The following is a 23554-nucleotide window of genomic DNA, read 5'->3' on the forward strand; positions in this document are numbered from 1 at the left end:
CGTCCGGCTCCACACGGTCCATGACTCATCCAGCGTACACAAAGTTGAGCCTATTCCGCTCAAGGTGTCGCACGGACCCGTGCCACGGGTAGGTTCCGGGCATGGCGACTGACCCGAGGCACCCCGACGACGCGTATCTCAGCTTCTGGCGCGAGTACCACATGTCCACCCTGACGACCCCGCGCGCGGACGGCACGCCGCACGTGGTGGCGGTGGGGGTGACCTACGACCCCGAGGGCGGCGAGAACGGCATCGCCCGGGTCATCACCAACAAGCACAGCCGCAAGGTCGCCAACGTCCTGGCGGCGGGCGCGGACGGCGCGCGCGTGGCGGTCTGCCAGGTGGACAAGGGGCGCTGGGCGACGCTGGAGGGCGTGGCGCGCATCCGTACGGAGCCGGACGTCGTCGCCGACGCGGTCGACCGGTACGCGACGCGCTACGGCCGGGTCCCGGCGCCCAACCCCGACCGGGTCGTCATCGAGATCGCGCTGACCCGGGCCATGGGCCGGGCCTGACCCGGTGAGGTGCTCGGCGGCGCGCTCACCGGGTGGGGGGTTACGGGCACAGCACAACGGCGCCATCGCGTTTCAGGTCCGCGATGGCGCCGCTGTGTGGGGGAAGCACCTGAGCGATCTACAACGACGGGGGAACCGCTCAGGCACTGCGGGGGGTGGCGGTGATGGTCTCGGACTCGACGAGCTGGTGGTCACGCTGGTCGAGATTGACGAAGATCATGCCGTACCGGATGGCACAGCGGACGGGCTGAGGGGCGCCACGCGGCTTCCGGAGACATCGGTAGGCGCGAATATCCTCATCGTCCCCGCGCGTGATGATGATCGGCTCACCGAAGAGGGTGACCATCAACGAATCGCCACCGTGCGGCACGGCTGTGACGAGGTCGATGAAATGCCACCCGGAGCGGTAAGCGGCCGCCATCTCACGCCGGAATCGAGGATCTTCGGGAACCGTCATGCCCGCACGGACTCCCAACCAGGGTCGGAGTCGGCCGGCGCTGCTCCCCAGCCCGGGTCGCCCGCCTTGGCGACGACCTGCTGCGGAGCGAGGCCCCAGCCCGGATCATCGGTGACTGCCACCGCGCCGACCGCGGCAGCAGCTATGAACGCGACACCAACTACGGTGCGTATGAGCTTCTTGGCCATGACCGAGCAACCTCACTTGGTGTGTATCTCCTGCTCCCCCGCAGGCACGACGATGGCTCACTCCTCACGTTTCCACCACTGGCTCAATGCATCATGTTCCTGTATCGGAAAAGCCTGGGGGTGTACATATGCAAATAGAACCGGATAAAACGGGGCATCCTCATACGCACGCCGAGCTGTGCGAAGCGGGCACACGGGTCTATAAAGAGGCCCTGCGTACGGGACGTATCGCCCGGTCGGACATCGAGTCGACGCCCTGCCTGATGGACCTCGACCTCCTTCGGCCCGACCCCGACGACGTCCAGTGGCTCCGGCCGGTTCCCCCCTCGGCCGCGCTGGCCCGACTGCTGCTCCCGATCGAGAAGGAGATCCAGGAGCGTAGACGTCTCAGCATCGAACTCTCCGACGCGTTCGAGCCATTCATGTCGGTCAGCGTCCAGGACCCCACGACGACCCACGCGATCACCGTCCTGGAGGGCCTCACGAGGATCAACACCTCCCTGGACCGCGTGGTGGCCGAATGCTCCTCCGAGCTGCTGACCGTGCAGCCCGGCAGCGGCCGCAGCGCCCACACCTTCGGCGAGGCCCTGCGCCGCGTCAGACCGCTCCTCGGCCGCGGCATCCGGATGCGGACGCTCTATCAGCACACCGCCCGGCACCAGCCGATCACCCTGGCCTACCTCGAACGCATCGGCCCCGAGGTCGAGGTCCGCACGCTCGAGGAGATCATCGACCGGCTCATCATCGTGGACCGCAAGGTCGCCTTCGTCCCCGCCAGCCGGGACCGCCAGGTCGCCCTGGAACTGCGCCACACCGGCCTCGTCGAGTACCTCGTCGGCGTCTTCGAGCAGTTCTGGCTCCAGGCCATCCCCCTGGACAACCCCGTCACCTACGAGCCGCCGCTGGACGGCATCAGCGGCATCCAGCGCTCCATCGCCAAACTCCTCGTCGAGGGTCACGTCGACGAGGCCATCGCCCGCCGGCTCGGCATGAACGTCCGGACCTGCCGCGCCCACATCGCCAAGCTCGCCTCCGCCCTCGGCAGCGGCAGCCGGGCGCAGCTCGGCTACCTCATCGCCCAGTCCGGAATCCTGGAGCAGGAACACTGACCGTGTACGTACAGATCGACCTGGACGGCCCCGCGGGGACACTGCGCGTCTCCGGGTACGAGATGCCCACCGTGGAGCTGCTGCGGGCGCCGGGCGACGAGCCCGACCCGCTCATCCCCATCGGCACCCGCGCCGCCGGCCGGCTCACCCTCACCGTCGACGGCACGCCCGCGCGCATCCGGCCCGGCCGCGGGCGGCTCCTGCGGCGCTCGTACCGGGTCGACGCCGTGTTCTCCGGCATCCGCTACCGGCTCGTGCCCTGCTCGTACGTGGAGAGCCGACTGCTCCGCGACGGACGCCCCGTGGGCACCCTGGAGTCCTCCGGGGACGGCACGGTGGACGCCGAGTGGGCGCCCGGCACCGGACCCGAGCCGCTGGACCGGGCCGTCGGCACCGCGCTCGCCGCCGCCTTCGGCACGGGCGCGGCGCCCTGGTGGGACACGGCGACGAACATCGTGGCCGAACTCATCCCGTAGCCCGTACGACGACGAGGCCCCTCCACAGGAAGCGGAGGGGGCGTCGTCGGTCGTACGGAGCGTCCCGGCCGGGCTGCCCGGGCTCTCCCGGGAGGAGCGCTGCCCGGGGCTCTACTCGGGGCGCTTGGGGCGCCACACGACCAGCGCGCTCGCCTGCTGGACGTCCGTGTACGGCACCAGGTCGCGCCGGTACGAGGCGTGCACCTGCGCCTCGCGCTGGCGCATCGCCGACGCCGCGCCCTCGACGGCCGCCGACAGCTCGGCGACCCGCTGCTGGAGCGCCGCGACCTGGTTCTCCAGCTCGATGATGCGCTTGATGCCCGCCAGGTTGATGCCCTCGTCCTGCGACAACGCCTGCACCGTACGGAGCAGTTCGATGTCACGGGCCGAGTAGCGCCGGCCCCGGCCGGCCGTGCGGTCCGGCGAGACCAGACCGAGGCGGTCGTACTGACGCAGCGTCTGCGGGTGCAGACCCGACAGCTGGGCCGCCACCGAGATGACGTACACCGGCGTCTCGTCGGTCAGTTCGTACGGATTACGGCTGCGTCCCGGTCTGCTGTCCATCGGGTCATGCTCCCTTCGCGGCCTGGAACAGCTCTGCCCTGGGGTCCTCGCCCGCCGTCGCCTCACGGTAGGTCTCGAGGGCCTCACGGGCCTTGTCGTCGAGTTCCTTGGGCACCGCGACCTCCACCGTCACCAGCAGGTCGCCGCGCGTGCCGTCCTTGCGGACCGCGCCCTTGCCGCGGGCGCGCATCGTCCGGCCGTTGGGTGTGCCGGCCGGAAGCTTCAGCGTCACCGCGGGGCCGCCCAGCGTCGGCACCTTGATGTCGCCGCCGAGCGCCGCCTCGTCGAACGTGACGGGGACGGTGACGGTCAGGTTGTCGTCCCTGCGGCCGAAGACCGGATGGGCGTCGACGTGCACGACCACGTACAGGTCTCCGCTCGGGCCGCCGCGCTCGCCCGGAGCGCCCTTGCCGCGCAGCCGGATCCGCTGCCCGTCGGCGACACCGGCGGGGATGCGGACCTGCATGGTGCGGGAGGACTTGGCCCGCCCGCTGCCCTTGCAGACCTCGCAGGGCGTCTCGGCGATCAGGCCGCGCCCCTTGCAGTCCACGCACGGGTCGGTGAGCGAGAACGAGCCGCTGCCGCCGCGCGAGACCTGGCCGGTGCCGACACAGGTCGGGCACACCCGGGGTGTGCCGTTCTTGTCGCCGGTGCCCGAACAAGCCTTGCAGGGCGCCTGGGAGGACATCCGCAGGGGCACCGTCGCGCCGTCCACGGCCTCGGTGAAGCTGAGCGTCACCTCGGACTCGATGTCCTGGCCGCGGCGCGGCTGCGTACGCGTGCCCGCGCCGCCGCCCGCCCCCCGGTTGAACAGTCCGCCGAAGACGTCGCCGAGACCGCCGCCGAAGCCGCCGGCCCCGCCGCCCGCGCCGCCGGGGCCCTGGGCGCCGCCGAAGAGGTCGCCCAGGTCGAAGTTGAAGTTGCCGCCGCCCGGGCCTCCGGAACGGAAGCCTCCGTTGCCGAAGAGCGCGCGGGCGTCGTCGTACTCCTTGCGCTTCTTGGGATCGCCGAGGACGTCGTTCGCCTCGGAGATCTCCTTGAAGCGCGCCTCGGCGCTGGTGTCACCCTTGTTGGCGTCCGGGTGGTTCTCGCGGGCGAGCTTCCGGTACGCCTTCTTGATCTCGGCGTCGGTGGCGTCCTTGGGGACGCCGAGAACCTTGTAGTAGTCCTTCTCGACGAAGTCCTTCGTGCTCATCGACGTCCCTCCTCTCGGACGATCTTCGCGCTAGCCCTCCTCGGGGCCACCGTTCTCCTCGTCTGCCGACTTCTCTTCCTTCGTGGCCGGCGTCGCCCCGGGCTGGGGCTCGGCCACCGCCACGCGCGCGGGCCGGATGGTCCGCTCGCCGATCCGGTACCCAGGCTGCAGGATCGCCACGCAGGTCGTCTCGGTGACGTCCGGTGCGTAACTGTGCATCAGGGCCTCGTGGATCGTCGGGTCGAAGGGCTCGCCCTCCTTGCCGAACTGCTGCAGCCCCATCTTGGCGGCCACCGTCTCCAGCGACTCGGCGACCGACTTGAAGCCGCCCACCAGCTCGCCGTGGTCCCGCGCCCGGCCGATGTCGTCGAGCACGGGCAGCAGCTCCGTCAGAAGGCCCGCGACCGCGATCTCCTTGACGGTGACACGGTCCCGCTCCACCCGACGGCGGTAGTTCTGGTACTCGGCCTGAAGGCGCTGGAGGTCGCCCGTGCGCTCGCTGAGCGCGCTGCGGACCTGGTCCAGCTGCGCCGTCAGGCCGGCCGTCTGTGCGGCGTCCCCGGCCGGGGCCGCCGAGCCCTCTTCCGTGGAGGGGGCCTCGGCGGCTTCGGCGGCGTCCTCGGCGCCGGAGGGGACGTCGGGCTTCTCCTCGAAGCCCGGGGTCTCCTCCGTCATCAGGCAGCGCCGCCCTTCGGCTTCTCGTCGTCGACGATCTCGGCGTCGACGACGTCGTCGTCGGCCTTGGCCTCGCCCTGCGGGGCGTCGCCGCCCGCGGCCTGAGCGGCCTGCGCGTCGGCGTACATCGCCTGGCCGAGCTTCTGCGAGACGGCCGCGACCTTCTCGGTGGCCGTACGGATCTCCGCGGTGTCCTCGCCCTTGAGCTTCTCCTTCAGCTCGGCCACGGCGGTCTCGACCTCGGTCTTCACCTCACCGGGGACCTTGTCCGCGTTGTCCGCGAGGAACTTCTCCGTCTGGTAGACGAGCTGCTCGCCCTGGTTGCGGGACTCGGCGGCCTCACGACGCGCGTGGTCCTCGTCCGCGTACTTCTCGGCCTCTTCGCGCATCCGGTTGACCTCGTCCTTCGGCAGCGAGGAGCCACCGGTGACGGTCATCTTCTGCTCCTTGCCCGTGCCCAGGTCCTTCGCGGTCACGTGCATGATGCCGTTGGCGTCGATGTCGAACGCGACCTCGATCTGCGGGACACCACGCGGCGCCGGCGGCAGACCCGTCAGCTCGAACATGCCGAGCTTCTTGTTGTACGCCGCGATCTCACGCTCGCCCTGGTACACCTGGATCTGCACCGACGGCTGGTTGTCCTCCGCCGTCGTGAAGATCTCCGACCGCTTCGTCGGGATCGTGGTGTTCCGCTCGATCAGCTTGGTCATGATGCCGCCCTTGGTCTCGATACCAAGCGACAGCGGCGTCACGTCCAGAAGCAGGACGTCCTTGACCTCACCCTTCAGCACACCGGCCTGCAGAGCCGCACCGATGGCCACGACCTCGTCCGGGTTCACACCCTTGTTGGCCTCCTGGCCACCGGTCAGCTCCTTGACGAGCTCGGCGACGGCCGGCATACGGGTGGAGCCACCGACGAGAACGACGTGGTCGATCTCGGACAGGTTGATGCCCGCGTCCTTGATGACGTTGTGGAACGGCGTCTTGCAGCGGTCCAGGAGGTCCGCGGTCAGCTGCTGGAACTGAGCCCGGGTGAGCTTCTCCTCCAGGTGCAGCGGACCCTCGGCGGAGGCGGTGATGTACGGCAGGTTGATCGACGTCTCGGTGGAGGACGACAGTTCGATCTTCGCCTTCTCCGCGGCCTCGCGGAGACGCTGGAGAGCCATCTTGTCCTTGGCCAGGTCGACGCCGTGGCCGTTGGCGAACTGCTTCACCAGGTAGTCGACGACGCGCTGGTCCCAGTCGTCACCACCGAGGTGGTTGTCACCGTTGGTCGCCTTCACCTCGACGACGCCGTCACCGATCTCCAGGAGGGACACGTCGAACGTGCCGCCACCGAGGTCGAAGACGAGGATCGTCTGGTCGTCCTTGTCCAGGCCGTAGGCCAGGGCGGCCGCGGTCGGCTCGTTGACGATGCGCAGGACGTTGAGGCCCGCGATCTCACCGGCCTCCTTCGTGGCCTGACGCTCGGAGTCGTTGAAGTACGCCGGGACGGTGATGACCGCGTCGACGACCTTCTCGCCCAGGTACGCCTCGGCGTCGCGCTTGAGCTTCTGCAGGATGAAGGCGCTCATCTGCTGCGGGTTGAAGCTCTTGCTGTCGATGTCGATCTTCCAGTCGGTGCCCATGTGGCGCTTGACCGACCGGATGGTCCTGTCGACGTTGGTGACCGCCTGGCGCTTGGCGACCTCGCCGACGAGCACCTCACCGTTCTTCGCGAAGGCGACGACGGACGGCGTGGTCCTGGCACCCTCGGCGTTGGTGATGACGGTGGGCTCGCCGCCTTCCAGAACGCTGACGACGGAGTTAGTCGTGCCCAGGTCGATGCCGACCGCACGTGCCATTTCAATTCCTCCAGCTGACTGACTTGAGTGGATCTGACTCAAGGATGCATGACGACCCCCGACGCGTCAACAGACCTGAGTGAGGGCGACTCAACTCTTCACCCTGAGAGTCGCTCAAAGAGGCGCCGAAAGGCCCACCCGTGGCGCGTCATTCCCCGGTTGGGGGGCCTTCGTCATGAGAGAGTCCGGGGTGCCCCTGCCGGGCAAACCGGGCGTATCCCACGAATATCCCATGAATGTCACTCGAAAGGGTGTGGGGAATGACGGCCAAGCGCGCACTCGACCTCTTCGGCGGACTCGCCCTGCTGGCCGTCCTGTCCCCTCTGTTCGCCGCCGTCGCCCTCTCCCTCGCGGTCACGACCGCAGGCGTCGGCGGGGTGCTGCGCCGCCGGACCGTCGCGGGCCGGGGCGGTCGGGCTTTCACGATGCACACGTTCCGTACGAAGGGCCCGCTGGCCGGAATGCCCCTCCTGATCCATGTCGTACGGGGGGAGATGTCGCTCGTCGGCCCGTGCCCGCTCACACCCGGGCACCGCGAGTGCGTCGGCGAGTCCCGCCGCAGACTCACGGTCCGCCCGGGGATGACGGGGCTCTGGCAGATCAGCGGACGCTCGGAGCTCCCCTGGGAGGAGCGCGAGCTGCTCGACCTCCACTATGTGGACCACCACTGGCTCGGGATGGATCTGGCCATCCTGGCGCGTACGCTTCCAGCAGTCCGCAAGCGTCGCGCGGCGAGCGCCTCCACGGCGGGGGAGACCCGGTCGGCAAGGCTTGCCTGAGCGACACAGATCACCGCAGGCGCCGCTACAGCGCGGAGCCGTGACGGGGTAATCTCAGCACGGACTGAATAAGTTACCGCTTAGTAGCGCCAGGCTCGCCACACTGGGGAGTACAGGCGCTCCGCCTCGCAGGCCCGCCCGAGGAGCCCCTCATGCAACTCGCCGCGATCATCGTGTCGATCGCCATCACGGTGGTGGCCGTCGCGCTGTTCGGCCGCGCCATCGCGCAGATCTACCGCTTCGTGAAGCTCGGTCAGCCCGTGCCCGCGGGCACGCGCACCGGCGACCCCACACAGCGCACCATCACGCTGGTCAAGGAGTTCCTCGGCCACACACGCATGAACCGCTGGGGCATCGTGGGCGTGGCGCACTGGTTCGTGGCCGTCGGCTTCTTCTCGCTGCTGCTCACCATCGTCAACGCGTTCGGCCAGCTCTTCCAGGCCGACTGGCTGATCCCGATCATCGGCGACTGGCTGCCGTACGAGATCTTCACCGAGTTCCTCGGCCTGATGACCGTCCTCGGCATCGTGACCCTCATCGTGATCCGGCAGCTGAACCGGCCGGGCGGCGCGGGCCGCAAGTCCCGCTTCGCGGGATCGAAGACCGGCCAGGCGTACTTCGTCGAGGCGGTCATCCTGATCGTCGGCGTCTGCATCATGACGCTGCGCGCCCTGGAGGGCGTCCAGCACCACGTGACGAGCTGGGAGCCGGGCTTCTTCGCCTCGTACCCGCTGATCGCGCTGCTCGACGGGCTCGACCTGAGCACGATCCAGCACCTCACCTACTTCTTCGCGGCGCTCAAGATCGTCACGTCCTTCACCTGGATGATCACGGTCTCGCTGAACACCAACATGGGTGTCGCCTGGCACCGCTTCCTCGGCTTCCCGAACATCTGGTTCAAGCGGAACGCCGACGGCTCCACCGCGCTCGGCGCGCTCCAGCCGATGACGACCGCGGGTGAGGAGATCGACTGGGAGGACCCGGCCGAGGACGCCGTCTTCGGTGTCTCCCAGGTCGAGCAGTTCTCCTGGAAGGGCATCCTCGACTTCTCCACGTGCACCGAGTGCGGCCGCTGCCAGTCGCAGTGCCCCGCCTGGAACACGGGCAAGCCGCTCTCCCCGAAGCTCCTGATCATGTCGCTGCGCGACCACGCGCACGCCAAGGCCCCGTACCTGCTGGCCGGCGGCGGCAAGACCATGGAGGGCGAGGAGAAGGCGTCCGAGGAGCAGCTGGCCGGCGTGCCGGCCGCCGCCCTCGCGGAGGCGGAGCGCCCGCTGATCGGCACCGCCGAGGAGAACGGCGTCATCGACCCGGACGTCCTGTGGTCCTGCACCACCTGCGGCGCCTGCGTCGAGCAGTGCCCGGTCGACATCGAGCACGTCGACCACATCGTCGACATGCGCCGCTACCAGGTGATGATCGAGTCCGCCTTCCCGAGCGAGGCCGGCACGATGCTCAAGAACCTGGAGAAGAAGGGCAACCCCTGGGGTCTGGCCAAGAAGCAGCGCGTCGAGTGGACCAAGGAGGTCGACTTCGAGGTCCCGATCGTCGGCAAGGACGTCGAGGACCTCACCGAGGTCGACTACCTGTACTGGGTCGGCTGCGCCGGCGCCCTGGAGGACCGGGCCAAGAAGACCACCAAGGCCTTCGCCGAGCTGCTGCACATGGCGGGCGTCAAGTTCGCGATCATGGGCGGCGAGGAGAAGTGCACCGGTGACTCGCCCCGCCGCCTGGGCAACGAGCCGCTGTTCCAGCAGCTCGGCCAGGAGAACGTCGCGATGCTGAACATGGCGTTCGGCGAGGACGACGAGGACGAGTCGACGAAGAAGCCGAAGTCGGCGAAGAAGATCGTCGCGACCTGCCCGCACTGCTTCAACACGATCGCGAACGAGTACCCGCAGCTGGGCGGCGAGTTCGAGGTCATCCACCACACGCAGCTGCTCCAGCACCTCATCGACGAGGGCAAGCTGATCCCGGTGACGCCGGTCGAGGGTCTGATCACCTACCACGACCCCTGCTACCTGGGCCGCCACAACAAGGTCTACACGCCGCCGCGCGAGATCATGGACAAGGTCCCGGGCCTGCGCCAGCAGGAGATGCACCGTCACAAGGAGCGCGGCTTCTGCTGTGGCGCCGGTGGCGCGCGGATGTGGATGGAGGAGCGGATCGGCAAGCGCATCAACAACGAGCGCGTCGACGAGGCCCTGTCCCTCAACCCGGACATCGTCTCCACCGCCTGCCCGTTCTGCCTGGTCATGCTCACCGACTCGGTGAACGGCAAGAAGAACGAGGGCAAGGCGAAGGAGTCCGTCCAGGTGCTGGACGTGGCGCAGCTGCTGCTCGACTCGGTGAAGACGAAGCCGGAGGACTCCGAGGCGGACGCCCCGGAGTCGGACTCGGATGCGGAGTCGGAGTCGGTCTCGGCCGAGTAGGCGTCCGGCCGAGTAGCCGGTACGAACGAGGGAGCCGCCCCGCGCGAGATGCGCGGGGCGGCTCTCGTACGTACGGCTGCGCGCCCTCAGTCCCGGGGGACGGTGCCCTGGGGGCCATCGGCTCGGGGCACGTCGGCCCGGGGGATGTCGATCCGCGCGGCCGACGGAGGCGCCACGACGGTGGTCGGCTTCGTCGTGTGCTTCTCTGCGCGGTACTTCGCGACCAGCTTGCCGCGGAAGTCGTAGACCCAGCTGTTGCCGCCCTGCTTCGGGGTGTCGACGACGACGAACCGGTACTCCCCCTTCCCCACGACGACGAGCCCGTAGCTCCAGCCGTGGTGGGCGGTGGGGTGCTTCGGGTCGAGCGTGGCGAGGCTCCGGCCGTCGGGCTGGGAGATCACGACGCGAGGCCCGTGAGAGCCCTTGACGAGCTTGGCGATGCGTCCGTCGGGCGTGGTGAGGGTGACGGAAGGGGCGGCCTTCCTCTGGACCTTCTGGTCGGGGACGGGCTTCGGCTTCGGCTTGGGCTCGGGCTTCGGCGCGGGCCTCTCGCCCTCGGTCCAGGAGGCGACGCTCCCGTCGGGCTGCAGGACGACGTGCAGGCCGTTGTTCTGCCCGTAGGCGGGGCTTCCGGTGGTGGCGAGGGTGTCGATCAGCGTGCCGCCGGCCCAGATCTCGGCGGTGTACCGGTCCGACCCCGTCTGGTAGACCTTGGCGACCGAGCCGTCCGCGAGCCGGTACGACCGGATGACGGCGCGCTCGACGGGCGGGTCCGTCTGCGGCTGCTGCTGCTCGTCGGGGAGGACCTCGGGCTGGTCCGGCTCCGCGCCCTGGTCCGCCGTCGGCACGGGCGCCGGCACGGGCGCCGCGACGGGCGCCGGGGCCGGGTGGTCGGCGGCGAAGGCGCCGGCGGTCGGGACGGCGAGGGCGGCGATGGTGCCGGTGGCGATCGCGGCGGTACGGATGGTGCGACGGGTGACGCGCATGGAAAGTACCTCGTGATGTCGTTTTCGTACGTTTCGTCCTTCGACACCCGTAAAGCTACGGATGGGACGTTGAGGCGAACCATCGGCCTTGTAACAGTGGGCCCCGGGGCGGACGCCGACCTTGTAACGCCCTCCGGGCCCCCTAGGGGATGTCACAGCTCAGTGGCAAAGGAGCGCCCACACAGCGGAAACGGGTACGTTCAAGGCGTGGCTGGATTCAGGAACGGACGCGGCCGGGACAACCGCCCCCCGCAACAACAACCGCAGCAGGCGCCGTACGGGTACCCCGCGGCCCCGCCGCCCCACCCGCAGCAGCAGTGGGGCCGGCAGGCCCCGCAGGACGGCGGGTACGGCGAGCCGGAGTACTTCGGGGACCCGCACGGAGCGCAGCAGCATCAGCAGCAGCACTACGCGGCGAACACGCCGGGGCACACGCAGATGTTCAGCGTGAACGAGGACCCCTACGGCGACGCGGCGATGTACCACGCCGGCGCGGCCCCCGTCCCGACGGGCCCGCGGCTGCCGTGGAAGGCCCTGCTGAGCGGCATCGTGCTGCGACCGGCGCCGACGTTCCTGCAGATGCGGGACCACGCGGTGTGGGGACCGGCACTGGTCGTCACGTTCCTCTACGGCCTGCTGGCGATCTTCGGCTTCGACCAGGCGCGCGACGAGGCGATCGGCGCGACGCTCTCGACGGCGATCCCGTACGTGCTGATGACGGGCGCCGGCTTCGTCGTCGGTGGCCTGATCCTGGGCGTGGTCACGCACACCCTCGCGCGCCAGCTGGGCGGCGACGGCAGCTGGCAGCCGACCGTGGGCCTGTCGATGCTGATCATGTCGATCACCGACGCGCCCCGACTGCTCTTCGCGATGTTCCTGGGCGGCGAGAACAGCCTGGTCCAGGTCCTCGGCTGGGCCACCTGGCTGGCGGCGGGCGCGCTGTTCACGCTGATGGTGAGCCGCTCGCACGACCTGCCGTGGCCGAAGGCGTTGGGCGCGTCGGCGATCCAGCTGATCGCGCTGCTCTCGATCATCAAGCTGGGCACGCTGTAGCTGCTCTCGATCATCGAGCTGGGCACGCTGTAGCTGCTCTCGATCATCGAGCTGGGCAGGCTGCAGAAGACAGAAGGGAGGGCCCCCGCCGCAACCGGCGGGGGCCCTCCCTCGTTCCGTGCCAGGCTCTCGGCCTCTTCGCCTCAGGCGTCGAGGACCTGGCCCTCGCGCCGCACGACGGGCGGCTCGACGGACCAGGGGAAGTTGATCCACTCGTCGGTCTTCTTCCACACGTACTCGCACTTCACGAGGGAGTGCGACTTCTCGTAGATGACGGCGGAGCGGACCTCGGCGACGTGGTCGACGCAGAAGTCGTGGACGAGCTTGAGCGTCTTGCCGGTGTCGGCGACGTCGTCGGCGATCAGCACCTTCTTGTCGCTGAAGTCGATGGCGTTGGGGACGGGCGCGAGCATGACGGGCATCTCCAGCGTCGTGCCCACGCCGGTGTAGAACTCCACGTTGACGAGGTGGATGTTCTTGCAGTCGAGGGCGTACGCCAGGCCGCCGGCGACGAAGACGCCGCCGCGCGCGATGGAGAGCACGATGTCGGGCTCGTAGCCGTCGTCGGCGATGGTCTGGGCGAGCTCGCGGACGGCGCGGCCGAAGCCCTCGTAGGTGAGGTTCTCCCGTACGTCACTCATAGTTGTCACACCTGGGTCCGATGGAAGTTCATGTACGAGCGCGAGGCCGTCGGCCCCCGCTGCCCCTGGTAGCGCGAGCCGTACCGCTCGCTGCCGTACGGGAACTCGGCGGGCGAGCTGAGGCGGAACATGCACAGCTGCCCGATCTTCATCCCCGGCCACAGCTTGATCGGCAGGGTGGCGAGGTTCGACAGCTCCAGGGTCACGTGCCCGGAGAACCCGGGGTCGATGAACCCGGCGGTGGAGTGGGTGACGAGCCCGAGCCGCCCGAGCGAGCTCTTCCCCTCCAGCCGTGAGGCGATGTCGTCGGGGAGGGTGATGACCTCGTAGGTCGAGGCGAGCACGAACTCACCGGGGTGGAGGATGAACGCCTCGTCGCCCTCGGGCTCGACCTCGCGCGTCAGATCGAGCTGCTCGACGGCGGGGTCGATGTGGGGGTAGCGGTGGTTCTCGAACACCCGGAAGAAGCGGTCAAGCCTCACGTCGATGCTCGAGGGCTGCACCATGGATTCGTCGTACGGGTCGATGCGGACCCGTCCGGCATCGATCTCGGCCCGGATGTCCTTGTCTGAGAGAAGCACGCCCCCACGATACGCAGAGGGCGCGGACCTGCCCCAATCGGGAACCCGCCGCGCCCCGCGCCGGTCAGCGCCGCTCGAGCTCCACGGGCACCGCATGCCGCAGCCGCGCACAGCGCGGACACCGGATGAGCCGCCCTGGCCCGATCCGCCCGGCACCGAGCTGCTGCAGCGGGAACGAAGCGGTACTGAACACATGCCCTTCGGCACAACGAACGACGGTGCGCTCCATCGAACCCATCAAGTCCCTTCCCCGACAAGTGGTGGACGAGAGAGCCACATTAGAGGGGGACGGCACCCGCCTCCAGACGCCGCTCCGTCACAGGGAGGTACGCCTCGACTTCGCGATGGGGTACAGTGTCCGAGTCTGCGGTACCGATCAACGAACCGCCAGGCGGATGTAGTTTAATGGTAGAACATGAGCTTCCCAAGCTTATAGCGCGGGTTCGATTCCCGTCATCCGCTCTTGAGAGAAGGCCCAGGTCAGCGACCTGGGCCTTCTTCGTCGTCTAGACCTCTCGACTCTCGTCCGTCATGAGCGCAGTCCGACGGCCGTTCTGCGATCCGTCGGAGCCTCTGACCTCGCACATCACAGCACGCGGCGCGCCTTGCGGCGCGTCTACCCGGGGTGGGGTGGCGAGCTGCGCGGGGTCACCAGGCCGGCTTCGTAGGCGAGGATCACGAGCTGGGCGCGGTCGCGGGCGTGGAGCTTGGTCATGGCCCGGTTGACGTGGGTCTTCGCAGTCAGCGGGCTGATCACCATGCGAGCCGCGATCTCGTCATTGGACAGGCCGTGCGCAACCAGGACGACGGCCTCCCGTTCTCGGCCGGTCAGTTCTTCCAGCCCCGGCCCCGTGTCGGTGGGGAGCGGCTGGGTGACGTACCGGTTGATCAGTTTGCGGGTGATCGAGGGTGCGAGGAGGGCGTCGCCGCGCGCGGCCACGCGTACGGCGTGCAGGAAGTCCTCCGGCACGATGTCTTTGACGAGGAATCCGGCGGCGCCGGCGGACAGGGCGTTGAAGACGTATTCGTCCAGGCCGTAGTTGGTGAGGATGACGACGTGGACGCCGGTCAGGGCCGGGTCGGCCGCGATGCGCCGGGTCGTCTCGATGCCGTCGAGGACCGGCATCTGGATATCGACGAGTGCGATGTCGGGCAGGTGCTCTCTGGCGAGCGCCAGGCCCTCCTGGCCGTTGGCGGCTTCGGCCACGACCTCGATGTCGTCTTCGAGGTCGAGGAGCGCGCGGAATCCGCTGCGGATGAGCGGCTGGTCGTCGACCAGCAGGACACGGATCACGATGCTCGTTCCACGGGGAGTTCGGCCCGGACGGTGAAGCCGCCCTCGTCGCGCGGTGCCGCCCGGAGGCGACCGCCGAGGGCGGAGACGCGTTCGCGCATCCCGAGCAGTCCGATGCCGGGCACGGGGGCGGTGTCCGGCGCGGCCTTGCCGTTGTCGTCGACCTGGAGGGCGACGGCGTCCGGACGGTAGTCGATGTGGACCGATGCCGTGGTCGCGTCCGCGTGACGGGTGATGTTGGTGAGCGACTCCTGGACGATCCGGTAGACGGTCCGACCCACCGCGGCCGGCACGTCATGCGGCTGGCCCTGGGTCGTCAGGGTCGCCTGCAGACCGCTCTTGCCGTGCCGTTCCACCAGTTCGGGGATGTGGTCGAGGCCGTGCGGTGGGCTGGTGCCGTCGTCGCGCAGCGCCTCCAGGGTGGCGCGGAGTTCCCGGGACGCTTCCCGGCCGGCCTCCCGTATCGCCAGCAGGGTCTCCGGGACCGGTTCGCCGCGCTTGCGGGCCACGTGGACGGCGACTTCGGACTGCACCTTGATGACCGAGATCTGATGGGTGAGCGAATCGTGCAGCTCTCGCGCGATGTGCAGCCTTTCCTCGTCGGCACGCCGTCGCGCGCTCTCCTCGCGGGTGCGTTCGGCTTCGTCGGCTCGCTGCTCGGCCTGACGGAGAGCTTCACCGGCGGCGCCGGCGGCGATGAGCCAGGCGATTTGGAGGGCGCCCCGGGCCTGCGCGAACGCCTCGCCCTTGTCGTGCAGGCCCGATATCAGGGCCGCCAGGGGGAGGGAGGCCAGCACGGCCACGCTGGTCACCACCGTGATGAGGCGGTGGCCCGCCCGCATGGCCGCGTACACCGCGAAGAGGAACGCGACGGCCGCCACGTCGAACCCCGCCGCTTGATACCCCACCGCACACAGCCCGGTGAGGGCGAGGACGGGAACCGGAGCCCGCCGTCCGGCGGCGAGAGCCAGGCCGCCCACCGCCAGCAACACGTATCCGAGCAGGTCGCGTCCTGTGGCGGAGTGCTGCCCGGACAGCCCGGTGACCAGCAGCGCTGCCGCCACGCCTATGGCCATCAGCCAGTCTCTGACTCCGGCCCGAACGCGGAACGGTCCTTTGCTCATGGGCGCACCGTAGCCCGGGGCCGCCGCAGTCGAATCCTGCTCGCGGACGAGCACCCTGCTACCACGCACGCAGTAGCTCCGCAGCACGTGCCGCGTCCGTGGTAGCGCGAAGTGCCTGCGCCTGCTGGACGACCGGCCAGGGGCCCGGCCGACATGCTCGAAGTGCATCCAGTCGTGGGAAGAGAAGGAGCACCCTGATGTCCGCTCGTCGCCTGTTCGCCGCCTCCGCGACCGCCCTGCTCGGCGGGCTCGGTATGGCCCTTGCCACACCAGCGGCAGCGCACGCCTCGGTCCAGCCTGTCGCCGCCGGCGTCACCGACTTCAGCCTCGGGAGGCTCGGAGCCACCACCGGCGGGCTGCTGGGGCTGGCTGCCGCGGTCATCGCCGTACTGGCGCTGGCCCGTCCCGCCGGTCGTCTCGGCATTGCCAACGGGTCGCTCGGGGCCACGGCGGCGATAGCGGCGGGGCTGATCGCCATGGCTCTCGGCGGGCTGGTCGCGGCCACCGCTGACGGTGGACTCGGCACCGGCAACGGGCTTGGCGGCGCCTACGTGGCTCTGCTGCTCGGGCTGGCCGGCACCGTCCTGGGCGGGCGGGCTCTGACCCGCTCCCGCCGCGCCCGTTGACCACCGGGGATACGTGTTCGCGACGGTCACGCGCTGCGGGGTCGGCGCAGCCGACCACAAGTTCGGCCGGACCCGTGTCAGCGAGCAACAGTTCGGGCGTCACGTCCAGGTACAGGGTGTGGTCCCGCAGTCGTGTGCGGAACGCCGACGGATGGTTCAGCCCCAGCCCCCGGTGGTCTTCTGCGGTCGGGCGGTCCCGAGCGCGAGGATCGTGGCTACGAGGGAGAGGGCTGCGAGGAAGAGGAAGAGGTGCTGGTGTCCGCCGAGGGGGCCTGCGAGGACGGCGCCGGCCCACGGGGCGAGGGCGGCGGCGAGGTGGGCCGGGGCGCCGAGGAGCCCGGAGAGACGGCCGTACTGGGCGGTGCCCCAACGGTCGGTGACGGCGGTGGCCTGGAGGAGGGTGAGGTTGCCTCGGACGACTCCTGCCAGGACCGCGAGGATCACCAGGAGGGGTACGGGGCCGGGGATGAGGGCGAGGGCTGCGGTGGCCGCGCCACCGAGGGCGATGAGTGCGGCCGTGCGGGTGGTGACGGATGTGCGGGCGGACAGGCTCGCGTAGAGGGTGCGCCCGAGGGTCTGGCCCGCTCCGCCGAGCCCGAGGGCCCAGGCGGCTTGGAGAGGCGTGGCGCCGCGTTCGGTGAGGAGTGGGATGAGGCCCATGACGACGGCGTACATGGCGAAGCTGGAGAGGGTGAAGGCTGCGGCCAGGAGGATGAAGGGGCGGCTGCGCGGGATGGAGGTGTGACCGGTGGCGGGGGCCGGCGGTGGGGCGGTCGGCCAGGGGGCGCGTAGCGCCAGGGCGTGTGCGGGGATGGTGACCACGGCCAGGATCGCCGCGAGGACCGCGTACGTGGCCCGCCAGCTCAACTGCTCGGCGAGGGATGCGGTCAGCGGTGCGAAGACGGTGGAGGCGAGTCCGCCGGCGAGGGTGACGATCGTCAGGGCGCGGACGCGGTCGGGACCCCACCAGCGGGTGAGGGCGGCGAAGGCGGGCGGGTAGAAGGTGGCGGCCATGGCCACGCCCGCGAGCAGCCAACCCGCGCTGAATACAGCGAGATCGGGGGCGGCCGCGATCATCAGGAGGGCAAGCGTGCTGAGCACGGAGCCGGCGGTCATCACGGCTCGTGGTCCTCGGCGGTCGAGGATCCGGCCGATGGGGATGCCCGCCACGGCGGAGACGAGCAGGGCGCCGGAGAAGGCCGCGGTGGTGGCGGCCGGGGACCAGCCGGTGTCGGTGGTGATCCGGGAGCCCAGGACGGGGAAGGCGTAGTAGACGATTCCCCAGCTGGTGATCTGCGTCAGGCACAGGGCGGGCAGGGCGGCGCGTGGCCGCGACCGGACCCCCGTTCCGGTCGCCGCCACGCCGGCCCGTGTGTCGGGCACGGTGGTCAGCAGCCGCCGGAGACGGTGGCGGGGGCTCCGATGGTGAGGGTGGCCGGGGCGGCGCAGCAGCCGCCGCCGGTCTCTTCGGCGGCCTCGGGCTGGTCGAAGAGGCCGGCGCCGCCGCACACTCCGGTCTCGGGGAGGGTGAGTTCGACGCGCTCGGCTGCTTCCTGGTCGCCGGCCAGGTGGGCGGCGATGGAACGGACCTGCTCGTAGCCGGTCATGGCGAGGAAGGTCGGGGCTCGGCCGTAGGACTTCATGCCGGCGAGGTAGACGCCCTTCTCCGGGTGGGAGAGCTCGGCCGCGCCGTGGGGATAGACGGTCCCGCAGGAATGCTGGTTGGGGTCGATGAGCGGCGCCAGCTCGACCGGGGCCTGGAGGCGCTCGTCGAGGCCGAGGCGGAGTTCGTCCAGGAAGGTGAGGTCGGGACGGAAGCCGGTGAGGACGATGACCTCGTCGACCGGGTCCAGGCGGCGGCCGTCCTCGCCGACCAGGACCAGCCGGGCGTCCCCGTCGCGCTCGATGGCATCGGTGCGGAAACCGGTGACCGCATCGGCGTATCCGCCGTCGACCGCGGCCTTCGCCGCGAGGCCGAGAGCGCCGCGAGCGGGCAACTGGTCGGCTTCGCCGCCGCCGAAGGTGGAGCCGCTGATCCCGCGACGGAGGATCCAGGTGGCGTGCGTCCCGGTGCCGTCCTCGTCGTTCCTGGCGAGGTCGGCCAGGTAGGCCAGAGCCGTGAAGGCGGAGGCGCCCGAGCCGATGACGGCGGTGCGCTTGCCGGCGTACCGGGCCCGGACAGCCTGGTCCTTGAGGTCGGGGACGCGGTAGGTGATGCGGTCAGCCGCGCTCTTCTCGCCGAGCGCGTGCAGGCCGCTGCCGCCGGCCGGGCTGGGGGTGGACCAGGTGCCGGAGGCGTCGATGACGGCGCGGGCGAAGATCCGCTCCTCGCGGCCCTCGGGGCTGGTGAGGTGGACGACGAAGGGCTGGGTCTCGCGGTCGGCGTCGACGATGCGGTCGCGGCCGGTGCGCGAGACACCGGTGACGGTCGCGTTGTAGCGGACGCGGTCGCCGAGTACGTCGGCCAGGGGCTGGAGGTAGAGCTCGGCCCAGTCGCCGCCGGACGGGTAGGTGGCACCGTCCGGCTTCACCCAGCCGGTAGGGGCGAGGAGCTTCTCGGCCTCAGGGTCGACGACCTCCGACCAGGTGGAGAAGAGGCGTACGTGCGACCAGTCGCGCACGGCGGACGCGGCGACCGGTCCGGCCTCCAGGACCAGGGGTTCGATGCCCCGCTCGATGAGGCGGGCGGCCGCGGCGAGTCCGATCGGGCCGGCGCCGATCACCGCGACGGGCAGGGCTTCGGTGGATGCGTTCACGACGGGCTCCCCAATTGATTCGACGCTTGTCGATGTCCTGACGCCTCCAGAGTGGCCCCTGGATCGATATTCGTCAACATAGACATCCGTCGAAATTTTGCGGATGATGGGGGCATGACTACGAAGGTGTTGCCGCTGCTGGAGCCGGAGACCCTGGCCGCGTGCTGCCCGCCTCTGTCGGAGCGCCCGCTGACGGCCGATGAGGCCGAGCGGACCGCGGTCATGTTCAAGGCCCTGGGCGACCCGGTACGCCTGCGCCTGTTCTCGCTGGTCGCCTCGCACGAGGGCGGCGAGGCATGCGTGTGCGACATCTCGGATGTGGGTGTGTCCCAGCCGACGGTCTCCCACCACCTGAAGAAGCTGCGGGAAGCGGGGCTGCTGTCCTCCGAGCGGCGCGGCACCTGGGTGTACTACCGGGTGGAGCCCGCGGTGCTCGCCGCGATGGGCCGGCTCCTGACCCGCGCGGCCACCGCATGACCATCACGATCGCGTCGCTGACCGAAGTGCATGCCGATGAGGTCCTGGCGATCTACCAGGCGGGGATCGACGAGGGCAACGCCACCTTCGAGATCACCGCCCCCACCTGGCAGGCGTTCGACGCGGGCAAGCTGGCGGAGCACCGCTTCGCCGCCGTCGACGAGGACGGCAAGGTCCTGGGCTGGGTCGCGGCGAGCGCGGTCTCGGACCGGTGCGCGTACGCGGGCGTGGTCGAGCACTCCGTCTACGTCCACCCCGCCGCCCGAGGGCAGGGAGTCGCCATGCAGCTCCTTACCGCCCTGATCGGCTCGACGGAGGCCGCAGGGATCTGGACGATCCAGTCCGGCATCTTCCCCGAGAACCGCGCCAGCCTCGCCCTCCACCAGAGGGCGGGCTTCCGGATCATCGGCACCCGCGAGCGCATCGGCCGCCACCACGGCGTGTGGCGCGACGTGGTCCTGCTGGAGCGCCGCAGCCCCGCCATCACCTGACGGCACTGCGTTCTACCAGCTCAGCCGGCCGGCAGGGATGCGATCTCGCGGGCGGCATCGCGGGCGGCACGGCCGACGCCGATGAGGGTGGCCGAGGCGGGGCCCGTCCAGTCTCCGTAGCCGAGCAGGTGTAGCCGCGGGTCATCGACGGCCCGGGTGCCGACGGTCGCGATGTGGCCGCGGGTGCACCGCAGGCGCAGTGAAGCGAAGTGGGCGAGGGCTGGACGGAAGCCGGCGCACCAGATGACCGCGTCCGCTCCCGTGAGGGTGCCGTCGGCCCGTTCCACCGCGGTGGAAGTGAGGCGGGTGAACATCGGCTCCGCGTGCAGGAGTCCGGCGTCGCGGGCGGCGCGTACGGGCGGCACAGCCACGATGTCGATGGACCGAGTCAACCCACCCGCCGCGCTGGACCGGCAGCTCGTACCGCTTCCGCCCGGTGTCGTTCGGGCGTCGACGATGACGTGCTCGACGCCCGGGCAGCGCAGGCGGTAGCCGGCGGCGAGCCCCGCTTGGCCGCCGCCGATCACCACCACGTCCGTGCTGCACGTCATGCCGCGGGCCGCTCCGTGTCGCTCTTGCCGCGCATGAAGATGACCGCCACGAGCGCCAGCCCGACGATCGCGCCGACCAGCTGCATGCCGACGAACGCCGGGACCGAGGCGGGGGCGATGCCCGCGAACGTATCGGTGAAGGCGCGGCCGATGGTCACCGCCGGGTTGGCGAAGGACGTGGAGGAGGTGAACCAGTACGCGGCGCCGATGTACGAGGCGACCGCGACGGGCGCGAAGCGCAGCCGGTCGGTACGGGCCAGGCCGAAGATCAGCAGGATCAGGCCGGCGGTCGCGACGACCTCACCGAGGAGGAGGTTTCCGGCGGAGCGGTCGTGCGTGGACCACTTCACCAGCGGCTCGCCGAACATGGCATCCGCGAGGATCGCGCCCGCGACGGCGCCGACGATCTGCGAAGGCACGTACACCGCCAGCTCGCGGGCCGTGACGCCACCACCGCCCCGGCGGGCGGTCCACCACTCGGCCAGGGTGACGGCCGGGTTGAAGTGCGCGCCGGAGACCGGACCGAGCAGGGCGATCAGCACGCCGAGGCCGAACACGGTGGCGGTGGAGTTGGCCAGCAGCTGCAGCGCCACGTCCTGGGTGAGCTCGGTGGCCTGGATGCCGGAGCCGACGACGACCGCGACCAGGGCCGCGGTGCCGACGAGTTCGGCGGCGGCGCGGGCGATCAGTGGGGTGCGGGGCGGGGTCGCGCCGGGTGCGGGCTGGGGCACGTCGGCGGCTATGTCGCTCTCCGCCGCGGGGGCGGCGCCGAGGGGCTCGGTGGCGGTCAAGACAGGATCTCCTCGGGCAGGTGAGGCAGGCAGCGGGCTACGGGCAGGACCGCTTGAGGTTCGCTTCGGCGGTGGCACGCGCGGTCGTGGCGAGGTCGGCGAACTGACCGGCGAGGACTTCGATGACTTCCGGGCGCAGGCGGTAGTAGATGTACCTCCCGCATGGCTCCGTATCCACGACCCCAGCCTCGCGCAGCACCTTCAGGTGGTTGGAGAGGTTCGTCTGCTTGGCACCCGTCTCTTCCACGAGGTGGGTGGTGCACAGCGTCTCGCGGGCGAGCAGGGTCACGATCTGAAGCCTGAGCGGATCGGCCAGAACCCGGATCAGGTCAGTGTCGACTGACGTCATCATGTACTGATACTTTCACATCAGCAGCCGCTGACACCAGCTCCGGCTGACGCCCTGCCGACCGCGCTTCCCGCCCGCCCGAGAAGGGGCCCCTCGCATGACCTCCGCCAAGCCCTCCGTGCTGTTCGTCTGCGTCCACAACGCCGGCCGCTCCCAGATGGCCGCCGCCTGGCTGACCCACCTGGCCGGAGACCGCGTCGAGGTCCGATCCGCCGGATCCGCCCCGGCCGACTCGGTGAACCCGGCCGCGATCGAGGCCATGCGCGAGGTCGGCATCGACATGTCCGCCGAGACCCCCAAGATCCTCACCGTCGACGCCGTGAAGGCCTCCGATGTGTGCATCACCATGGGCTGCGGCGACGCCTGCCCCGTCTTCCCGGGTAAGCGCTACCTCGACTGGAAGCTCGAAGACCCCGCCGGCCAGGGCGTCGAGGCCGTCCGCCCGATCCGCGACGAGATCAAGAAGCTGGTCGAGGGCCTGATCGCGGAGATCGCCCCCGCCCCGTCCGCCTGACCGCTTGCGGGCGCAATCCCCGATGCCGGCGACCCGGATGACGCTCGTTCCCGCGGAGCGGGATGTCGGTCTGTCCGTCTGCTCGAGTCCACCGTGACGGGGGGCGTCCCTCGTCCCGCCGAGCTTCGCGGTCGTCGCCGGGGTCCGTTCCCTCGCCCGTTCGGCGAGTCGGACGGCATCCTCGATCTCGCTCAGCTTCGCGGAGGACAGGGCACCCGCCGGGGCGACGACCTGCATCACCCGGAGCCCGGACGACGCGCCGTCTCCCGACAGCAGTACGACCGGCCGTCGCTCGTCGAACTCGTCCCACCAGATCTCACCACGTTGCGCACGTCCTCCTGATACAGGGCGGCGGGTGGACATGCCGGACAGGCGCGGAAGTCAGCCCAGGGCGAGCCAGCGGATGCCGAGCTGTTCGACCTGCGCGGCCTCCGCCTCGTTCAGTGGCTCCCGGCCAGTGGCCTTGCGCAGGAAGTGGGGACGGTCCCACTCCAGCCTGTCGGCCGCCGTGGCGTGCTCCGGGCCGAGGAGCAGCTCCGTCACGGCGTCACCGGCCGCCGGGGTGAGCCATGCCTCGCGTCCGAGCGCGTCGGCCATGTCGAGGCCGTGGACGGCGACTTCCACGACGCGGGTGAGGAGGAACTCCGACAGGAGCATGGCATCGCCATGACGTGTACGCACGGTCCGACCGGCCGGCTGGACCGTGCACAGCCGGTCGACCCGCCGCCAGGTCGCGGCGAAGTCCTCGGCGAAAGCGGCGCCGTCGGCCGGTGCCGCCGCGCGGTGCTGGGCCAAGGCGATGCGCTTGCCGTTGGTCTGGGGTGAGAAGCGGTCGTCCGGGCGGTAGTACTCCACCGCGGAGATCTCCGCCTCGCCGGGCGCCGGGGCGTCCAGCATGGCCGGCAGCCAGTCGATCACCACGCATACGTGCCCGAGCAGGTCGCGTACGGTCCAGGGAGTGCAGCGTGTCGGGAGGTCCCGCTCGGCCTCGGACAGTCCGGCCAGGGCGGCGGTGAGGGCCCCGCATTCGAGCCGGAAGGCTTCGAGCACCTGGTCGTGGTCCACTCCGCGCCGCACTCCGTCCGT

At 70.3% G+C, this 23554-nt stretch carries 27 protein-coding genes, 1 tRNA gene and 1 pseudogene; 11 read left to right on the forward strand and 18 right to left on the reverse strand.

Annotation, left to right across the window (positions count from 1 at the left end):
* The first annotated feature begins 101 nt into the window (after positions 1-101).
* A complete protein-coding gene (locus ACZ3IJ_RS21955) occupies positions 102-515 on the forward strand; it encodes a pyridoxamine 5'-phosphate oxidase family protein (protein WP_467470590.1) in 414 nt (137 codons plus the stop codon).
* Between the two features lie 139 nt (positions 516-654).
* Here ACZ3IJ_RS21955 and ACZ3IJ_RS21960 read toward each other — a convergent pair whose 3' ends face one another.
* Together ACZ3IJ_RS21960 and ACZ3IJ_RS21965 are read right to left on the reverse strand one after the other, a co-directional pair.
* The gene (locus tag ACZ3IJ_RS21960) at positions 655-972 is read right to left on the reverse strand and encodes a (2Fe-2S)-binding protein (RefSeq protein WP_352190419.1); all 318 of its coding nucleotides are present in this window, start codon (positions 970-972) and stop codon (positions 655-657) included.
* Positions 969-1160 carry a hypothetical protein gene (locus ACZ3IJ_RS21965; protein ID WP_391801610.1) on the reverse strand — a complete coding sequence of 64 codons (192 nt, stop codon included), beginning with the start codon at positions 1158-1160 and terminating at the stop codon, positions 969-971. Before ACZ3IJ_RS21965 ends, ACZ3IJ_RS21960 begins: the two co-directional genes overlap by 4 nt.
* 128 nt (positions 1161-1288) lie before the next feature.
* Here ACZ3IJ_RS21965 and ACZ3IJ_RS21970 point away from each other — a divergent pair, with 128 nt between their 5' ends.
* The gene (locus ACZ3IJ_RS21970; protein WP_467470592.1) at positions 1289-2269 is read left to right on the forward strand and encodes a helix-turn-helix transcriptional regulator; all 981 of its coding nucleotides are present in this window, start codon (positions 1289-1291) and stop codon (positions 2267-2269) included.
* 2 nt (positions 2270-2271) lie between these two features.
* Entirely contained in the window at positions 2272-2745 is a 474-nt protein-coding gene (locus ACZ3IJ_RS21975; protein WP_467470594.1) for a hypothetical protein, read from the forward strand.
* A 111-nt stretch (positions 2746-2856) separates the two neighbouring features.
* Here ACZ3IJ_RS21975 and ACZ3IJ_RS21980 read toward each other — a convergent pair whose 3' ends face one another.
* From ACZ3IJ_RS21980 to dnaK, 4 genes are read right to left on the reverse strand one after another with little or no spacing between them, the layout of a single operon-like run.
* Entirely contained in the window at positions 2857-3309 is a 453-nt protein-coding gene (locus ACZ3IJ_RS21980) for a heat shock protein transcriptional repressor HspR (protein ID WP_361441888.1), read from the reverse strand.
* 4 nt (positions 3310-3313) lie between these two features.
* The gene (gene dnaJ, locus ACZ3IJ_RS21985; protein WP_467470597.1) at positions 3314-4504 is read right to left on the reverse strand and encodes a molecular chaperone DnaJ; all 1191 of its coding nucleotides are present in this window, start codon (positions 4502-4504) and stop codon (positions 3314-3316) included.
* A gap of 30 nt (positions 4505-4534) precedes the next feature.
* Entirely contained in the window at positions 4535-5179 is a 645-nt protein-coding gene (gene grpE, locus ACZ3IJ_RS21990) for a nucleotide exchange factor GrpE (protein WP_467470599.1), read from the reverse strand.
* Positions 5179-7023, reverse strand: a complete 1845-nt coding sequence (gene dnaK / locus ACZ3IJ_RS21995) for a molecular chaperone DnaK (RefSeq protein WP_467470601.1) — start codon at positions 7021-7023, stop codon at positions 5179-5181. The genes grpE and dnaK overlap by 1 nt, the downstream gene beginning before the upstream one ends.
* Before the next feature lie 260 nt (positions 7024-7283).
* Here dnaK and ACZ3IJ_RS22000 point away from each other — a divergent pair, with 260 nt between their 5' ends.
* Positions 7284-7802 carry a sugar transferase gene (locus ACZ3IJ_RS22000; protein ID WP_467470603.1) on the forward strand — a complete coding sequence of 173 codons (519 nt, stop codon included), beginning with the start codon at positions 7284-7286 and terminating at the stop codon, positions 7800-7802.
* A 152-nt stretch (positions 7803-7954) separates the two neighbouring features.
* A complete protein-coding gene (locus ACZ3IJ_RS22005; protein WP_467470605.1) occupies positions 7955-10234 on the forward strand; it encodes a (Fe-S)-binding protein in 2280 nt (759 codons plus the stop codon).
* Positions 10235-10320: 86 nt separating this feature from the next.
* On the opposite strand, the gene ACZ3IJ_RS22010 is transcribed toward ACZ3IJ_RS22005, so the two are convergent.
* A complete protein-coding gene (locus tag ACZ3IJ_RS22010; protein WP_467470607.1) occupies positions 10321-11220 on the reverse strand; it encodes a hypothetical protein in 900 nt (299 codons plus the stop codon).
* Between the two features lie 207 nt (positions 11221-11427).
* Here ACZ3IJ_RS22010 and ACZ3IJ_RS22015 point away from each other — a divergent pair, with 207 nt between their 5' ends.
* A complete protein-coding gene (locus tag ACZ3IJ_RS22015; RefSeq protein ID WP_467470609.1) occupies positions 11428-12273 on the forward strand; it encodes a Yip1 family protein in 846 nt (281 codons plus the stop codon).
* 143 nt (positions 12274-12416) lie between these two features.
* On the opposite strand, the gene ACZ3IJ_RS22020 is transcribed toward ACZ3IJ_RS22015, so the two are convergent.
* Positions 12417-12914, reverse strand: a complete 498-nt coding sequence (locus ACZ3IJ_RS22020; RefSeq protein WP_467470611.1) for a phosphoribosyltransferase — start codon at positions 12912-12914, stop codon at positions 12417-12419.
* A gap of 5 nt (positions 12915-12919) precedes the next feature.
* Complete coding sequence (dcd, locus tag ACZ3IJ_RS22025; RefSeq protein ID WP_030690788.1) at positions 12920-13495, reverse strand: dCTP deaminase; 576 nt, start codon at positions 13493-13495, stop codon at positions 12920-12922.
* Positions 13496-13886: 391 nt separating this feature from the next.
* Here dcd and ACZ3IJ_RS22030 point away from each other — a divergent pair.
* A tRNA-Gly gene (locus ACZ3IJ_RS22030) sits at positions 13887-13957 on the forward strand.
* Between the two features lie 154 nt (positions 13958-14111).
* On the opposite strand, the gene ACZ3IJ_RS22035 is transcribed toward ACZ3IJ_RS22030, so the two are convergent.
* Positions 14112-14789, reverse strand: a complete 678-nt coding sequence (locus ACZ3IJ_RS22035) for a response regulator (RefSeq protein WP_467470613.1) — start codon at positions 14787-14789, stop codon at positions 14112-14114.
* Positions 14786-15913, reverse strand: a complete 1128-nt coding sequence (locus ACZ3IJ_RS22040) for a sensor histidine kinase (protein WP_467470615.1) — start codon at positions 15911-15913, stop codon at positions 14786-14788. Before ACZ3IJ_RS22040 ends, ACZ3IJ_RS22035 begins: the two co-directional genes overlap by 4 nt.
* Before the next feature lie 197 nt (positions 15914-16110).
* Between ACZ3IJ_RS22040 and ACZ3IJ_RS22045 the strand changes: the two genes are divergently transcribed.
* Entirely contained in the window at positions 16111-16539 is a 429-nt protein-coding gene (locus tag ACZ3IJ_RS22045; protein WP_467470618.1) for a DUF6223 family protein, read from the forward strand.
* Between the two features lie 156 nt (positions 16540-16695).
* Here the strand turns inward: ACZ3IJ_RS22045 and ACZ3IJ_RS22050 are convergent, their stop codons facing one another.
* Together ACZ3IJ_RS22050 and ACZ3IJ_RS22055 are read right to left on the reverse strand one after the other, a co-directional pair.
* A complete protein-coding gene (locus ACZ3IJ_RS22050) occupies positions 16696-17931 on the reverse strand; it encodes an MFS transporter (RefSeq protein WP_467470828.1) in 1236 nt (411 codons plus the stop codon).
* A complete protein-coding gene (locus tag ACZ3IJ_RS22055) occupies positions 17928-19295 on the reverse strand; it encodes an NAD(P)-binding domain-containing protein (RefSeq protein ID WP_467470620.1) in 1368 nt (455 codons plus the stop codon). Before ACZ3IJ_RS22055 ends, ACZ3IJ_RS22050 begins: the two co-directional genes overlap by 4 nt.
* Before the next feature lie 114 nt (positions 19296-19409).
* On the opposite strand from ACZ3IJ_RS22055, the gene ACZ3IJ_RS22060 reads away from it, so the two are divergent.
* A complete protein-coding gene (locus ACZ3IJ_RS22060; RefSeq protein ID WP_467470622.1) occupies positions 19410-19772 on the forward strand; it encodes an ArsR/SmtB family transcription factor in 363 nt (120 codons plus the stop codon).
* Positions 19769-20263 carry a GNAT family N-acetyltransferase gene (locus ACZ3IJ_RS22065; protein WP_467470624.1) on the forward strand — a complete coding sequence of 165 codons (495 nt, stop codon included), beginning with the start codon at positions 19769-19771 and terminating at the stop codon, positions 20261-20263. The genes ACZ3IJ_RS22060 and ACZ3IJ_RS22065 overlap by 4 nt, the downstream gene beginning before the upstream one ends.
* 20 nt (positions 20264-20283) lie before the next feature.
* Here the strand turns inward: ACZ3IJ_RS22065 and ACZ3IJ_RS22070 are convergent, their stop codons facing one another.
* Genes ACZ3IJ_RS22070 through ACZ3IJ_RS22080 form a run of 3 tightly spaced genes read right to left on the reverse strand, consistent with a single transcriptional unit; the run spans position 20284 to position 21957 of the window.
* Positions 20284-20814: an NAD(P)-binding protein gene (locus ACZ3IJ_RS22070; RefSeq protein ID WP_467470626.1), complete on the reverse strand. Its 531-nt coding sequence runs from the start codon at positions 20812-20814 to the stop codon at positions 20284-20286.
* Positions 20811-21605 carry an aquaporin gene (locus tag ACZ3IJ_RS22075; RefSeq protein ID WP_467470628.1) on the reverse strand — a complete coding sequence of 265 codons (795 nt, stop codon included), beginning with the start codon at positions 21603-21605 and terminating at the stop codon, positions 20811-20813. The genes ACZ3IJ_RS22070 and ACZ3IJ_RS22075 overlap by 4 nt, the downstream gene beginning before the upstream one ends.
* Before the next feature lie 37 nt (positions 21606-21642).
* Complete coding sequence (locus tag ACZ3IJ_RS22080) at positions 21643-21957, reverse strand: ArsR/SmtB family transcription factor (protein WP_079407384.1); 315 nt, start codon at positions 21955-21957, stop codon at positions 21643-21645.
* A gap of 94 nt (positions 21958-22051) precedes the next feature.
* Here ACZ3IJ_RS22080 and ACZ3IJ_RS22085 point away from each other — a divergent pair, with 94 nt between their 5' ends.
* A complete protein-coding gene (locus ACZ3IJ_RS22085) occupies positions 22052-22468 on the forward strand; it encodes an arsenate reductase ArsC (RefSeq protein WP_391800196.1) in 417 nt (138 codons plus the stop codon).
* An 84-nt stretch (positions 22469-22552) separates the two neighbouring features.
* On the opposite strand, the pseudogene ACZ3IJ_RS22090 reads toward ACZ3IJ_RS22085, so the two are convergent.
* Positions 22553-22831 (reverse strand): annotated as a pseudogene (locus ACZ3IJ_RS22090) (type II toxin-antitoxin system PemK/MazF family toxin); the annotation flags it as partial.
* Positions 22832-22849: 18 nt separating this feature from the next.
* Complete coding sequence (locus ACZ3IJ_RS22095) at positions 22850-23533, reverse strand: maleylpyruvate isomerase family mycothiol-dependent enzyme (protein ID WP_467470632.1); 684 nt, start codon at positions 23531-23533, stop codon at positions 22850-22852.
* Positions 23534-23554: the final 21 nt, after the last annotated feature.

It is taken from the genome of Streptomyces sp. NPDC013317 (genome assembly GCF_055563155.1).

Coding starts and splice junctions, on each gene's coding strand:
- ACZ3IJ_RS21955 (WP_467470590.1), top strand. CDS start 102: ATGGCGACTGACCCGAGGCACCCCGACGACGCGTATCTCAGCTTCTGG.
- ACZ3IJ_RS21960 (WP_352190419.1), bottom strand. CDS start 972: ATGACGGTTCCCGAAGATCCTCGATTCCGGCGTGAGATGGCGGCCGCT.
- ACZ3IJ_RS21965 (WP_391801610.1), bottom strand. CDS start 1,160: ATGGCCAAGAAGCTCATACGCACCGTAGTTGGTGTCGCGTTCATAGCT.
- ACZ3IJ_RS21970 (WP_467470592.1), top strand. CDS start 1,289: ATGCAAATAGAACCGGATAAAACGGGGCATCCTCATACGCACGCCGAG.
- ACZ3IJ_RS21980 (WP_361441888.1), bottom strand. CDS start 3,309: ATGGACAGCAGACCGGGACGCAGCCGTAATCCGTACGAACTGACCGAC.
- dnaJ (WP_467470597.1), bottom strand. CDS start 4,504: ATGAGCACGAAGGACTTCGTCGAGAAGGACTACTACAAGGTTCTCGGC.
- grpE (WP_467470599.1), bottom strand. CDS start 5,179: ATGACGGAGGAGACCCCGGGCTTCGAGGAGAAGCCCGACGTCCCCTCC.
- dnaK (WP_467470601.1), bottom strand. CDS start 7,023: ATGGCACGTGCGGTCGGCATCGACCTGGGCACGACTAACTCCGTCGTC.
- ACZ3IJ_RS22000 (WP_467470603.1), top strand. CDS start 7,284: ATGACGGCCAAGCGCGCACTCGACCTCTTCGGCGGACTCGCCCTGCTG.
- ACZ3IJ_RS22005 (WP_467470605.1), top strand. CDS start 7,955: ATGCAACTCGCCGCGATCATCGTGTCGATCGCCATCACGGTGGTGGCC.
- ACZ3IJ_RS22010 (WP_467470607.1), bottom strand. CDS start 11,220: ATGCGCGTCACCCGTCGCACCATCCGTACCGCCGCGATCGCCACCGGC.
- ACZ3IJ_RS22020 (WP_467470611.1), bottom strand. CDS start 12,914: ATGAGTGACGTACGGGAGAACCTCACCTACGAGGGCTTCGGCCGCGCC.
- ACZ3IJ_RS22040 (WP_467470615.1), bottom strand. CDS start 15,913: ATGAGCAAAGGACCGTTCCGCGTTCGGGCCGGAGTCAGAGACTGGCTG.
- ACZ3IJ_RS22045 (WP_467470618.1), top strand. CDS start 16,111: ATGTCCGCTCGTCGCCTGTTCGCCGCCTCCGCGACCGCCCTGCTCGGC.
- ACZ3IJ_RS22060 (WP_467470622.1), top strand. CDS start 19,410: ATGACTACGAAGGTGTTGCCGCTGCTGGAGCCGGAGACCCTGGCCGCG.
- ACZ3IJ_RS22065 (WP_467470624.1), top strand. CDS start 19,769: ATGACCATCACGATCGCGTCGCTGACCGAAGTGCATGCCGATGAGGTC.
- ACZ3IJ_RS22070 (WP_467470626.1), bottom strand. CDS start 20,814: ATGACGTGCAGCACGGACGTGGTGGTGATCGGCGGCGGCCAAGCGGGG.
- ACZ3IJ_RS22080 (WP_079407384.1), bottom strand. CDS start 21,957: ATGATGACGTCAGTCGACACTGACCTGATCCGGGTTCTGGCCGATCCG.
- ACZ3IJ_RS22085 (WP_391800196.1), top strand. CDS start 22,052: ATGACCTCCGCCAAGCCCTCCGTGCTGTTCGTCTGCGTCCACAACGCC.